The 12,461-nt window shown below is 68.5% G+C and carries 11 protein-coding genes; 8 read left to right on the top strand and 3 right to left on the bottom strand.

Features of this window, described 5'->3' with window-relative positions; translation table 11 throughout:
* Positions 1 to 141 precede the first annotated feature (141 nt).
* The 3 genes from AB0B82_RS00975 to AB0B82_RS00985 all read left to right on the top strand — a co-directional run bounded on the left by AB0B82_RS00975 (position 142) and on the right by AB0B82_RS00985 (position 3,037).
* Positions 142 to 1,083 carry a MurR/RpiR family transcriptional regulator gene (locus AB0B82_RS00975; RefSeq protein ID WP_360161041.1) on the top strand — a complete coding sequence of 314 codons (942 nt, stop codon included), beginning with the start codon at positions 142 to 144 and terminating at the stop codon, positions 1,081 to 1,083.
* Between the two features lie 217 nt (positions 1,084 to 1,300).
* Complete coding sequence (locus AB0B82_RS00980) at positions 1,301 to 1,423, top strand: hypothetical protein (RefSeq protein ID WP_360161043.1); 123 nt, start codon at positions 1,301 to 1,303, stop codon at positions 1,421 to 1,423.
* Positions 1,424 to 1,549: 126 nt separating this feature from the next.
* Positions 1,550 to 3,037 carry a hypothetical protein gene (locus tag AB0B82_RS00985; protein WP_360161045.1) on the top strand — a complete coding sequence of 496 codons (1,488 nt, stop codon included), beginning with the start codon at positions 1,550 to 1,552 and terminating at the stop codon, positions 3,035 to 3,037.
* 450 nt (positions 3,038 to 3,487) lie between these two features.
* Here AB0B82_RS00985 and AB0B82_RS00990 read toward each other — a convergent pair whose 3' ends face one another.
* Positions 3,488 to 4,651: a citrate/2-methylcitrate synthase gene (locus AB0B82_RS00990; protein WP_360161047.1), complete on the bottom strand. Its 1,164-nt coding sequence runs from the start codon at positions 4,649 to 4,651 to the stop codon at positions 3,488 to 3,490.
* A 73-nt stretch (positions 4,652 to 4,724) separates the two neighbouring features.
* On the opposite strand from AB0B82_RS00990, the gene AB0B82_RS00995 reads away from it, so the two are divergent.
* Entirely contained in the window at positions 4,725 to 5,864 is a 1,140-nt protein-coding gene (locus AB0B82_RS00995; protein WP_360161049.1) for a citrate/2-methylcitrate synthase, read from the top strand.
* A 326-nt stretch (positions 5,865 to 6,190) separates the two neighbouring features.
* Here AB0B82_RS00995 and AB0B82_RS01000 read toward each other — a convergent pair whose 3' ends face one another.
* Positions 6,191 to 7,717: an NAD(P)/FAD-dependent oxidoreductase gene (locus AB0B82_RS01000; protein WP_360161051.1), complete on the bottom strand. Its 1,527-nt coding sequence runs from the start codon at positions 7,715 to 7,717 to the stop codon at positions 6,191 to 6,193.
* A gap of 28 nt (positions 7,718 to 7,745) precedes the next feature.
* Between AB0B82_RS01000 and AB0B82_RS01005 the strand changes: the two genes are divergently transcribed.
* The 4 genes from AB0B82_RS01005 (at position 7,746) to AB0B82_RS01020 (ending at position 11,363) form a co-directional block, all read left to right on the top strand.
* Entirely contained in the window at positions 7,746 to 8,117 is a 372-nt protein-coding gene (locus tag AB0B82_RS01005) for a YciI family protein (protein ID WP_360161053.1), read from the top strand.
* Positions 8,118 to 8,739: 622 nt separating this feature from the next.
* Complete coding sequence (locus tag AB0B82_RS01010) at positions 8,740 to 10,038, top strand: sigma-70 family RNA polymerase sigma factor (RefSeq protein ID WP_360161055.1); 1,299 nt, start codon at positions 8,740 to 8,742, stop codon at positions 10,036 to 10,038.
* A 115-nt stretch (positions 10,039 to 10,153) separates the two neighbouring features.
* Positions 10,154 to 10,537: a DUF4870 domain-containing protein gene (locus tag AB0B82_RS01015; protein WP_360161057.1), complete on the top strand. Its 384-nt coding sequence runs from the start codon at positions 10,154 to 10,156 to the stop codon at positions 10,535 to 10,537.
* A 10-nt stretch (positions 10,538 to 10,547) separates the two neighbouring features.
* A complete protein-coding gene (locus tag AB0B82_RS01020; protein WP_360161059.1) occupies positions 10,548 to 11,363 on the top strand; it encodes a phosphotransferase in 816 nt (271 codons plus the stop codon).
* 225 nt (positions 11,364 to 11,588) lie between these two features.
* Here the strand turns inward: AB0B82_RS01020 and AB0B82_RS01025 are convergent, their stop codons facing one another.
* Entirely contained in the window at positions 11,589 to 12,458 is an 870-nt protein-coding gene (locus tag AB0B82_RS01025) for a GNAT family N-acetyltransferase (protein WP_360161061.1), read from the bottom strand.
* Between the last annotated feature and the right edge of the window lie 3 nt (positions 12,459 to 12,461).

Here is a 12,461-nt window from a genome sequence, read left to right on the forward strand (position 1 = left end):
CTGTTCTGACCGCGCTGTTCTGACCGCGCTGTTCTGATTGGGCTCCGCGCCGGGTGGTGGTGGGCGGTGTGAATGGGGTGGCCGGAAGCGGACGCTGTGAATTCTTGTCATCGGTGCTGACGTGCTCTGAGAATTCTTCACATGAGCGCTGTCGAGTCGCCACCACCGAGCCTCGAGGCACGCATCCGCGGTCTGCTGCCGGCGCTCAGCCCGGCGCAGTCGCGGATCGCCTCCGAGGTGCTGCGCGATCCAGCGGCCGTGGCGTCGTCGACGATCGGTCAGCTGGCCGCCCGGTGCGGCACATCGCTGCCGAGCGTCACCCGCTTCTGCCTGGCCCTCGGCCTGTCCGGGTACGCCGAACTGCGCCTCGCGCTGGCCGCCGAGACCGGCCGCACCAGCCCGAGCTGGGAACGGGGGACCGGCTCCGAAGTAGGCCCTGACGACTCGCTCGACGACGTACTGCGCACCCTGCTCCGCGCGGACACCCGCGCGCTCGCGGACACCGTCGCGTCGCTGGACGTCGCCGCGCTGGAACGTGCCGTCGAGGCGATCTCGAACGCCCGACGCATCGACCTGTACGCCGTCGCAGGATCGGCCGCCGTCGCGGAGGACCTGCGGTTGCGGCTGCACCGGATCGGGCGCGGCGCCAACTCGTGGAGCGACGTACACACCGCGCTCGCCAGCTCCGCACTCCTCGGTACCGGCGACGTCGCGATCGGGATCTCCCACAGCGGCGAAACCCTCGAGGTCCTCGAACCGCTCACCCGAGCCGGCCGCCAAGGCACCACCACCGTTGCCGTCACCAACTACCCCCGCTCCCCATTGGCCCGTGCCGCCGACATCGTCCTGCTCACCGCAGCCCGCGACATCACCTTCCGCACCGGCGGCCTCTCCGGCCGCCACGCCCAAATGCTCGTCCTGGACGCCCTCTACCTAGGCGTAGCCCAACGCGACTACCCCCTCGCAGCCCAAGCCTTCGACGCCACCGCCGAAGCCGTATCCCTCCACCGCCACCCCAACGGACCTAGCCACTCATCCGCCGCCCACTACCCAGTTCGTCCGACCCGACGCTCGCCGTCCTGACCCCCGCGCCCGCTCGCCTTCCTGCCCGCCCACTTTGTGCACCGGATCCGTATTCCGGTGCCGTGAAAGTACGGATCTGATGCACAAAGTCGCTGTACGGCCCCGTTTGTACGGCGCGACGCTGGTCGTCCTGACCCCCGCGCGCGCCCGTCCGCGTTTCTGCCCGCCCACTTTGTGCACCGGATCCGTATTCCGGTGCCGTGAAAGTACGGATCTGATGCACAAAGTCGCAGTACCGCCCAGTTCGTACGGCGCGACGCTGGTCGTCCTGACCCCCGCCCGCCCGTCCGCGTTTCTGCCCGCCCACTTTGTGCACCGGATCCGTACGCCGGTGCCATGAAAGTACGGATCTGATGCACAAAGTCGCAGTACCACCCACCCGCATCGCCCGCGGTCGGCCACTGAGTGTCGGACCGCCGCCAACGACGAAAACCGCTCCGGTTGACCGCCCTTTCGGAGGAGAGATATGGACAGTCCGCACCAGACCCTTGCCCCGTCGCGCCGTACCTTGCTAATAGGCGCCGGTGCCGCGGCGATCGCCGCCGCCACGACCGGTCCCGCAGCCGCCACCACAGCCGCCGGCGCCGCCTCAGCCGCCGGAACCACGTCAGGCGGCGGCACCATGTCGGCCGCTATCATCGCGTCCGCCACCACCGCCGGCGCTACGTCGGCCGCCGGTGCCACGTCGGCGGGCGTCGGCGCAGTACCGGCGGACGTGGTCGTGCCGTCGCCCGACGAACTGCCGCTGACCGGCGGACCGGACTTCCCGATCGGACTGTTCTGGCCGCCGCACCCGTACGCGAGCACCCCCGAACGCTTCGCGGAGATCAAGAATGCCGGCTTCGACTTCGTCATCTCGGGCAACTACGCCGGCGACGGCAACATCTTCACGTACCAGCTCGGCCTCGCCCGCGACGCCGGTCTGCAGATGCTGATCTCGGACGACATCCAGATCCGCAACATGTCGCGCTGGTTCTCGATCTCCGACACCGGAACCGACTTCCTCAGCGTCACGCCGGCTGAAGCGCGCGAGCTGTACACCCGTGCCCGCAACGCGTACGGCCCGTACTCGTCTCTCGCCGGCTTCAACTTCTACGACGAACCCGGCGCCGGCTGGTTCGGCACCCTGGCGAAGACACTGGCGATCTCCCGCGAACTCGCCCCGCAGCTCCTGCCCTACATCAACCTGTTCCCGTCGAATGACCCCGCGTACTACCGCAGCTTCGTCGACGTCGTGAAGCCGTCGCTGATCTCCTTCGATCGGTACCCGCTGCTGTCCGAAGATCGCGAGGACGGGAACTACTTCCATAACTGGACGATCGTCCGCGACGCCGCGCTGCACGGCGACATCCCGTCGTGGGTGTTCATCCAGACGCTTGCCTACAACAGCCACCGCGAGCCCACCGCGGCGGAACTGCTCTGGCAGGTCAACATCAGCCTCGCGTATGGCGCAAAGGGCATCCAGTACTTCACCTACTGGACCCCAGAGGCCGCCCGCGGCGAAGGATTCGGCCCCGCGCTCATCACCGTCGACGGCACCCGTACGTCGCGCTACTACGCCGCGAAGCAGATCAACACCACCTGGCTCCACCAGGTCGGCCGTGAACTCAAACCACTCATCTCCGAAACCGTTGAACACGCCAACGAAACCCCGCTCCCGAACGGAACCGTCGGCTTCACCCCCACCAACCTGGTCCCAGCCATCTCCGGCGACCCGGTCGTGGCCGGCACCTTCCGACCCCGCGACACCACCTCAACGGACCGCTGGCTCCTGATCACCAACCGATCCCACACCACCCGCTCCCGAGCAGTCGTCTCGCTCAACCCCCAAGCCGTAGCCACAGCCGGCGTCTTCCACCCCGGCCGCCAGACCTACACCCCACACCGAGTAGGCCAAATCCCCATCTCCCTGGCCCCCGGAGCCGCCACCCTCCTCAAACTCACCGCTCAGTAGGCAGTGGCGATGCGGCAAGGCCTGGCCGCGTGGTGACTGCCTGCCAGCCCTCGGCCGGACCCGGCCGAACCTGTCCCGCGGTACCCGCGCTCGGGATGCCGGGAGTCGGCCGAACCCGCCTCGCGGGCACCGGCGCTCGGGATACCGACGGACCCGGTCCCCCGGAACGGGCGCTCGGGTGTCGGCGGACACGGCCCCCGGAACGGGCGCTCGGGTGTCGGCGGACCGGCCAATCTCGTCCGCGGCAGCCGAACCCACCCCGCGGCGCCGGTGCTCGTGGCGGCGACGGGTCAGGTGTTGCAGGCCTTCCGGATCTCCGGGCCATCACAATCGAAGGTTTCGCCGCCTGCCACGCGTGCGGCTGGGCGCGGGGCGGCAGTGTGATGGCCTGGGGATCCGCGTCGGACGCGCACCGACCGGGCGGGCTGGTGTGCTGGGTGGGCTGTGGAGTCAGGCGGATTGGCCGGTGTAGGTGCCCAGGGCGCGGAATCGGAGAGGTGGGGCGTCGTACTCCTCGAGGGCGTGCGCGGTCCAGCCGATCATTCGGGCCAGGGCGAAGAGGGCATCGCCGGCGTCGGGGCGGAAGTTGTGGGCGTGCATGAGTGCGGCGATCGCGAGGTCGCTGTTGGGGAACGTCGACGCACGTTCGGCGAGGGCGTTGACCGTGTCGAGGATGGGGTGATCACCGAGCAGTTCGAACAGCGCCAGGGCGCGCGGGTCGGAGCGTTGGTAGATGCGGTGACCGAACCCGGGGATCGGCTCGCCGGACCGTAGTTGGTCCGACAGTGCCTGCAACGGATCCTGCTTGGCCCGTTCGAGGAACTCGTACGCGAGCGTCGGCGCCGCGCCGTGGTACTGCCCGTCCAACGCGCCGAGCCCGGCCGAGATGACGGCGTACAGGTTTGCGCGGGCACTGGCTGCGACCCGAGCGGCGACTGTCGAGACGGCCAGGCCGTGATCCGCGAGCAGGATCAGTGCTGCTTCGAGCACCTCGGGACGCGGTTCACCGTCTGAGAGTTTCGGCCAGAGGGTTCCGCCGATCGTTGTACGGATTGCGGTCGGGCCTGGCAACGCGGCGATCAACGTACCGATCAATCTTCCGGCCGCTGATGTCACGGAGGCCCGTGAGAGGTCGAACCGCAACGGATCCGCGGCACCGAGTACGGCGACGGCCACCCGCAGCCGGTCGGTCAAGCGTGCGCCCTCCGGAATCACCTCCATGGCGCGTCGAGCCAGAAGTACGCCCTCCCGACGCGGTGTGAACACCTTGGTCGAGACTCCGTCGTTCGCCCCTGTCCACAGGAGGGTGGCGACGTTGTCCACAGCCGCGGTGGCGGCGAGGGTGCGGACGTTGCGGCCGCGGTAATACAGTTCGTCCTCGTCGATCAGGGTGAGTTCGGACTCGATGCGCTCGATGACGCCGGAGTGTTCGACCGAGCGGGCTGCCAGGCGTTCGACCTCGGAGGCGCGGAACAGGCTGCCGCGGCGGCCGCGCGCTCGGACGCTGGTGAGGAGACCGCGGCTGACGTAGGCGTAGATCGTCGCCGGCTTCACCTGCAGGCGACGCGCCACCTCGGCCGTGGTCAGGTAATCCTCGTCACCTTCTGACGGCATTCACGCTCCCCAATGTGTTGATGTTGACTGGATCAATATTGACAATAGTTGATTGCGTGTCAACTCTGAAGATATGTCAACAACGATCAATGTTCCGCCCGGCCTGCGCAACGTCGTCGTCACCGAGACGACGATCGGTGATGTTCGCGGTGACGAGGGCTTCTATCACTACCGCCAGTACTCGGCGATCGATCTCGCCAAGTCCAAGACGCTCGAAGATGTGTGGTACCTGCTGTTCGAGGGTCAGCTCCCGACCGACGCCGAACGCGCCGACTTCGTTGCCCGGCTCGCACCGTTGCGCGTGCTCCCGGACGAGGTCAGCGCGGTGCTGCCGGCGATCGCGGCGGCAGGTGCGACGTTCAACCCGCTGGCAGGTCTCCGTACGGCGCTGTCCCTGCTCGCGGCGGTACGTCGCCTTCCGCCGCTGTGGGACGCCGATGCGGATCGACGGAAGGCCGACGCGATGCTGGTCTGCGCGGTGACGCCGACGATCCTCGCGGCGCTGTACCGCCTCCGCGAAGGGCAGCAGCCGCTGGAGCCGCGGGCCGATCTGTCCGCGGCCGCGAACTGGCTGTACATGGTGACCGGCAGCGAGCCCAACGCCGTCCATGCCGCGGCGATCGAGCACTATCTCGTCGCAACTGTTGATCACGGTTTCAACGCGTCAACGTTCACCGCGCGGGTGATCGCGTCCACCGGGGCGGATGTGGTCGCGGCTGTTGCGGGCGCGATCGGGGCGTTCTCAGGTCCGTTGCACGGCGGCGCACCTGATCGCGCGCTGGCGAGCCTCGACGAGATCGGTACGCCGGATCGCATCGACGAGTGGGTGCGCGCGAAGGTGTCTGCTGGGGATCGGATCATGGGGTTCGGGCACGCGGTGTACCGGACGGAGGATCCGCGGTCGCTGATGCTGCGGGACATCGCCCGCGGGATCGGCGGGGAACTCGTGGACTTCGCGACGACCGTCGAGCAGCGGATCGTCGACGTACTGGCCGAGCTGAAGCCCGGGCGGAATCTGTACACGAACGTGGAGTTCTATGCCGGTGTGGTGATGGAGCTGTGCGGGATTCGGCGGGCGATGTTCACGCCCACGTTCGCCGTCAGCCGGATCATCGGCTGGACCGCCAATATCCTCGAGCAGTCCACCGACCCGAAGATCATCCGTCCGATCGCGACCTACGTCGGCCCGCAACCCCCGGTCCCCGTGCCCTGATCAACCTCGCCCCATCCGCTCACCCGCTCGCCCGCTGCCGCTCGCCCGCTGCCGCTCACGCGCTCGCCCGCTGCCGCTCACGCGCTCGCCCGCTGCCGCTCACGCGCTCGCCCGCTGCCGCTCACGCGCTCGCCCGCTGCCGCTCACGCGCTTACCCGCTGCCGCTCACCCGCTCGCCGCTTACCCGCTGCCGCTCACCCGCTCGCCGCTTGCCCGCCGCTCGCCCGCTCACCACTGCCGGGCACCCGTCCGGCCGGTCGCTCGGTGCTGTGGAGTGGGCGGCTCGGGGTTGGTTCGGTTGGAGGTGTAGTCGGAGGGGCGGGAGGTCAGGGGCTGGGGGTGGGGGCTCTGAAGTGCATGGTGCCGTCGGCGAGGGGGCGGTGGCGGAGCTGGAGGAAGTCTCGGGGGTAGTTCTGGCGCAGGCGCCAGGGGCCGTGGGTGCCTTGGCGCGGGAGGATGTGGGCGGCTCGGCGGATGTAGCCGGAGGTGAGGTCGACGACGGGGCGGCGTGGGGTGTCGTGTTCGGCGGGGTCGATCTCGGGGACGCAGATCCGGGTGCCGGTCCTGGTGAGGCGGTTGAGCAGGCGGCAGACGTACTGCGAGGTGAGGTCGGAGCGGAGGGTCCAGGAGTTGTTGGTGTACCCGATGCACCAGGCGAGGTTCGGTACGCCGCTGAGCATCATGCCCTGGTAGACGAAGGTGTCGCGTACCAGGACCGGCTGCCCGTCCACCGTCAGGTCGATGTTGCCTAGCGCAACCATGCGCAGACCGGTCGCCGTGACGAGGACGTCTGCCTCCAGTTCACCACCGGACCGCAGCCGCACCCCCGCAGGGGTGAAGCGGTCGATCTCGTCCGTCACCACCGAGGCCGAGCCGGACCGCAGCGCCTCGAAGAGATCGGCGTCCGGCACCAGGCACAACCGTTGGTCCCACGGCTTGTACCGCGGCGTGAAGTGCGGATCCACCGGCACCGACGCGGGCAGTTGCCGAGCCACGGCCGAGTTGAGCAACCAGGCTGCATGCGCCGGCCATCGCCGGAACGCACTGTAGACCGCACTGCTCGCCGCTACGTTCTTGCCGCGGATGAGCCGGTGCGCGAGGTGCTCCGGCAGTACGGCGCGGATGCGGTCCGACAGCGCATCACGGGCGGGGCGCGAAACGACGTACGTCGGCGATCGCTGCAGCATCGTCACGTGTGCCGCCGTACGGGCCATCGCGGGGACCAGCGTCACCGCGGTCGCCCCGCTCCCGATCACGACGACGCGCTGCCCGGTGTAGTCGAGGTCGTCCGGCCAGTGTTGCGGGTGCACGATGCGTCCTTCGAAGTCGTGCTGGCCCTCGAAGTCGACGACGTGCCCGGAGTCGTAGTCGAAGTAGCCGGTGCACACGTACAGGAACGAGCACGTGTACGTCGTGTCGCGTGTCTGCACTGTCCACAGCGCGTCTGTTGACGACCACGATGCGTTGACGACATGTTGATTGAACTGGATGTGTTGATCAATGCCGTACTTCGAAGCGGTCTCGTGCAGATAATCGAGAATGGCCGGCCCGTCCGCGATTGCCTTCGCCGCCTTCCACGGGTGGAACGGGAAGCCGAGCGTGAACATGTCCGAGTCCGACCGCACCCCCGGGTACCGGAACAGGTCCCATGTCCCACCGAGCGCGTCGCGGGCTTCGAGAACGGCGTACGTGCGGTCCGGACACCGCGTCTGGATCCGGTACGCCGCGCCGATGCCGGACAGGCCCGCGCCGACGATCAGGACGTCGAGGTGCTCCATGTACTCCACGGTAGTAAGAAAACTTGTGGAGCGTTGTCGATTCCGTGTCGCGCGGTTCGTCAGCAAGATGTTCATCGAGAAGCGCTAGACAAGGGAGTCCGAGATGGCGCAGTACGTGTTCCTGCTGTACGACAGCGAGGACTGGTACGACAAGGTGACCCGCGAGGAGTGGGAGCAGCAGATGAAGCTGCACGGCGAGTTCGCTGCTGCGGTGGAAAAGGCCGGGGCGCGGATTCTGGGCGGGGAGGCGCTGGAGCGGTCGAGTACGGCGAGCACCGTGAAGAACCGTGAGGGCGCGGATCCGCTGGTCACCGACGGCCCGTTCATCGAGACGCGCGAGGCGCTCGGCGGGTTCTACGTGGTGGAGGCGCGTGACCTCGACCAGGCACTCGAGCTCGCCAAACTGTGCCCGTCGGGCAACATCGAGGTTCGCCCGGTGATGCCCACCGGCCCGGACGACGCCCCACCCGCCTGACGGCGCTCCGCGGGACGAGATGTCCAACCGGGTACGCCGACGCCCCGTCCCGTCGGCGTACCCGATCGCCCGCCGGCAACAAGGAGTGCGATCCCGGCGGGAGCGCGAGGGGAGAGCAATCTCGGCGAGTACGAGGGGTGCGATTCCGGCGAGTGCGAGGGGTGCGATTCCGGCGGGGGCGAGGGGCGTGATGCCGGGCGAGGACCAGGAGGGCGAATCGGCGGGAGCCGGCCGTGCGATTGCGGCGAGTACGAGGGATGCGAATCCGGCGAGTGCGAGGGGTGCGATTCCGGCGGGGGCGAGGGGCGTGATGCCGGGCGAGGACCAAGAGGGCGAATCGGCGGGAGCGAGGGGAGTGATCCCGGCGGGAGCGAGAGGCGTGATCCCGGAGGAAGGGTGAATCCGTCGGGACCGAGGAAGAGGGCGATCCCGGCAAGAACTAGGGGCGCGAGTCCGGCGGGAACGAGGAAGGGCGATCCCGGCAAGAACTAGGGGCGCGAGTCCGGCGGGAACGAGGAAGGGCGATCCCGGCAAGATCTAGGGGCGCGAGTCCGGCGGGAACGAGGAAGGGCGATCCCGGCAAGAACTAGAGGCGCGAGTCCGGCGGGAACGAGGAGGGCGGATGGGCGAGCGGGTGGCTGATGCCGTTGCCGTGACGCGCGTGGTCGAGGAGGTCCATCGGGAGAGCTGGTCCACTGTGCTCGCGTCCGTGGTGCGGTTGACTCGGGATCTGGATCTGGCCGAGGACTGTACGCAGGACGCGTTCGTGCGGGCGTTGCGGACCTGGCCGGACGGGATCCCTCACAATCCTGCCGGATGGCTGACGACCGTGGCCAAACGGCTGGCGCTGGATCGGCTGCGCCGCGAGACGACGCTGCGGCGCAAGCTGCCGCTGCTGGTGGAGGAGCCCGGCGAGCTGGAGCAGCCGACGGATCCGTTGCGGCTCGTGTTCACCTGTTGTCACCCGGCACTGGCGCGGGAGTCGCAGGTCGCGTTGACGCTGCGGCTGATCTGCGGTCTCACCACGCGCGAGGTCGCCGCCGTACTGCTGATCAGCGAGCCGACCGCGGCGGCGCGGATCACCCGGGCGAAGAAGAAGATCGCGGCGGCGGGCATCCCGTACCGGATCCCGTCCGACCAGGAGTTGCCGGCGCGGATGGATGTCGTGCTCACCGTCGTCCACCTGGTGTACACGGCCGGGTACGTCGCGACCGGCGCGGAGCTCACGCGGACCGATCTGACCGGACGGGCGATCGAGTTGGCGCGCATGCTCGTACGGCTCATGCCCGGCGAACCGGAGCCGCAGGCGCTGTTGGGGCTGCTGCTGATGACCGAAGCGCGCGGCGACGCGCGGGTCAGCGCTGACGGTGAGCTGGTGTTGCTGGCGGATCAGGACCGAACGCGCTGGGACGTGAAACTGTTGGCCGAAGGGGTGTCCCGCGCGACGGCGGCGCTACGGCAGGGCAATGGCCGGTTCGCGTTGCAGGCGGCCGTGGCGGGGCTGCATGTGACCGCGGCGTCTTGGGAGGAGACGGACTGGCGGCAGGTGGTTCGGATGTACGACGCGATGATGGTGAGTTGGCCGACGCCGATCGTCGCGCTCAACCGGCTGGCCGCGCGGAGCCTGGTTCCGGGCGCCGATCTCGAGGCGGTGCTCGAGGAACTGGATGCCTTGAGCAAAGAGTCGGTGCTCGCGGGGTACGCCTATCTGCCTGCCACCCGCGCGGACGTGCTGACCCGCCTGGACCGCCCGCACGAGGCTGTGGAGGCCTACCGGCAGGCGATAAGCCTGACCGCCAACGAGACCGAACGCCGCTTCCTCAGCAGAAAGCTCGAGGGTCTCCACCAGCGACCCGAGGGTCTCCACCAGCGACCCGAGGGGCCTCCGCCCGTGCCCCGAGCGCCGCGCGCCGGTACCTGATCTCAGCTCGGCCGGCCTCCGGCCGCGGAACGGAGTCAGCGGGTTCTGGCCGGCCCAGGTGACGAATTGATCGCGAGATCTTCCGGATCCGCAACGGGTGTGGCTTGACTTGAGTATGAGTTCGCCGCACGCGGGGTCGTCGTTGCCGGCATCGGAGGAGCGCACCTGGGCGATGGCAGCGCACATCGGGGTGCTGATCGCCGCCTGGCTGGCGATGGGGTTCTTGTGCCCGCTGATCATCTGGCTGGTCTTTCGGGGCCGTTCGGAGTTCGTCCGCCGGCACGCGGTGGAGTCGCTGAACTTCCAGATCTCGCTGCTGATCTACGCGGCGATCGCGGCGGTGCTGATCTTGATCACGTTCGGTCTCGGCGTGGTGATCGTCGTACCGCTCGTCATCATCGGCGCGATCGCTGCACTGGTGTTGATCGTGCGGGCCACCATGGCCGCGTCCACCGGAGGGGAATACACGTACCCGTTGACCATCCGCCTGATCCGCTAGGGTCGGCCCGGTGGAACTCATCGGGCAGGGGATGGAGGGGGCTGTCTACGACCTCGGTGACGGGACGGTCCGCAAGGTCTGGTTCGACCGGCGGCCGGAGGACGTCGAGCCGTTGCAGGCGTTCCTCGACGAGCTGCCGGAGCTCCCGTTCCGGACGCCGCGGATCCGCGAGATCACGGCGGGGGAGGACGGGCTGGCAGTCAGCGTCGAGGACAAGCTGACCGGTGTACCGCTGCATGAAGCCGGCCTCCCGGAGGAGACTGCGCTGGACGCGTTCGTCACGGTCGTCGAGGCGCTGCGGGCGACGCGGCCGGGGCCGGCGAGCAAGCGACTGCCGGTTCTCGGCCAGCAGCTCTGGCGACACGAGTCGTGGGGGAGGAGCCTGGGAGACCTGGTACGGCGTCGCGCGCGGGCGTCGGCCGCCCACTTCGAGCGCGACGTACCCGGCTTCCGCAAGCTACTGGACCGCCTCACCGCCGAGCTCGACACGCTGGAGCCGGAGCTGAGCATGGTGCACGGCGACATCTGCCCGCCCAACCTGCTGATGGACGGACCGCGGGTGGCCGCCGTGCTGGACTGGGGGTTCGTGTCGACGGCCGGTGACAACACCTTCGAGGCCTCGCTCGCGGCAGGCTTCTTCGACATGTATTCACCGGACGCCCGCCGCCTCGATGATCTCCTCACCGAGCGATTCGCGGCGCTGGGCCACGATCGCGACTGCATGCGGCTGTACCGGCAGGCGTACGCCATCCTGACCGCGACGATCTACGACGAGAACGCCGGCGACGGCCACTACGCATGGTGCGTCAACCAACTCAAGAGTTGATCAACCTGAGTAGTTGATCAACCTGAGTCAACAGTTGACTGGTTGGGTCAAGTGGCTCGCCGAGGTCAACAGCCGATCAATGTGTTGATCGCTGTGCTCGACGCATTGATCACGCATTGATCGACGCATTGATCGACGCATTGATCGACGCACTGATCGACGCACTGATCGACGCACTGATCGACGCACTGATCGACGCACTGATCAACACATTGATCGGCGTCGTCAAGAGTTGATCGGAGACCCGTTGCTGAGGTTGTGCAGCTGACCGGGCGCGGCCAGGATCAACGGCAGCCGGCGAGCGTTCAGTGGCGACACCAGACCGGCCAGCGCGTCCGGCGCCCGCCAGGAGATCGACCGGATCTCGAACCCGTCCGGCCGCAACTCGTCGATCAGCGACGGGTCGTGCACCCCGCCGTTGTACAGGATCTCGACCGCGTCCCCCCAGCCTTCCCACCGCGGCAGCCAGTCGATCGCGAGGACGCCGAGCAGCGGCAGCGCCGTCCCGAGCTCCTCTTCCATCTCCCGCGACGCACCGGTCGCCGGATCCTCGTCCGGCTCGACCACACCACCCGGCAGTTCCAGGTCCTTCTTGTAGCTGACCTGGCACAACAGCACCCGCCCGCCGGTGTCACGGACCACGACGTGCGCGATCACCCGCTTCTTCGGCAGCGTCGAATCCATCAGCGCGGTCCAGCCTGTCACCGTGTCCGGCCGCGGATCGTCCACCCGCATCCCGTACACAGCGACGTCACGCCGCCGGCCCTCGACCAGGGCAGCGCCACGCAACACGCCCTCACGGCGGAACCCGGACCGGATCGCCACCCGGGCGGACGCATGCAGCTCCGGATCGACCTCGACCTGTAACCGCTCCAGACCGAGCTCGCCGAACGCGTACTCGGACACCAGCCGCAGTGCGCGCTGCGCCATGTCCGAGTTGTCCACAGCCCACACGACCAGTCCGGCACCCGGTGTGGTCCGCCGGACCTCGACCGTCCCCACCGGCCGCCCGTTCGAGACGTCGAAGCGGACGACCAGGTCGTCGTCGACGGCCAGTCGCAGCGTCAGGTCACCATCGGTCAGCGGAGCGGTCACGCC

This window comes from Kribbella sp. NPDC048915 (genome assembly GCF_040649595.1).
GTDB lineage: Bacteria > Actinomycetota > Actinomycetes > Propionibacteriales > Kribbellaceae > Kribbella.

What these genes read in the sequence shown, in the direction of transcription:
- AB0B82_RS01000 (WP_360161051.1), bottom strand. Translation starts at nt 7,717, where the DNA reads ATGAACATCTTGCTGACGAACCGCGCGACACGGAATCGACAACGCTCC.
- AB0B82_RS00975 (WP_360161041.1), top strand. Translation starts at nt 142, where the DNA reads ATGAGCGCTGTCGAGTCGCCACCACCGAGCCTCGAGGCACGCATCCGC.
- AB0B82_RS01005 (WP_360161053.1), top strand. Translation starts at nt 7,746, where the DNA reads ATGGCGCAGTACGTGTTCCTGCTGTACGACAGCGAGGACTGGTACGAC.
- AB0B82_RS01010 (WP_360161055.1), top strand. Translation starts at nt 8,740, where the DNA reads ATGGGCGAGCGGGTGGCTGATGCCGTTGCCGTGACGCGCGTGGTCGAG.
- AB0B82_RS01015 (WP_360161057.1), top strand. Translation starts at nt 10,154, where the DNA reads ATGAGTTCGCCGCACGCGGGGTCGTCGTTGCCGGCATCGGAGGAGCGC.
- AB0B82_RS00995 (WP_360161049.1), top strand. Translation starts at nt 4,725, where the DNA reads ATGTCAACAACGATCAATGTTCCGCCCGGCCTGCGCAACGTCGTCGTC.
- AB0B82_RS00990 (WP_360161047.1), bottom strand. Translation starts at nt 4,651, where the DNA reads ATGCCGTCAGAAGGTGACGAGGATTACCTGACCACGGCCGAGGTGGCG.
- AB0B82_RS00985 (WP_360161045.1), top strand. Translation starts at nt 1,550, where the DNA reads ATGGACAGTCCGCACCAGACCCTTGCCCCGTCGCGCCGTACCTTGCTA.
- AB0B82_RS00980 (WP_360161043.1), top strand. Translation starts at nt 1,301, where the DNA reads ATGCACAAAGTCGCAGTACCGCCCAGTTCGTACGGCGCGACGCTGGTC.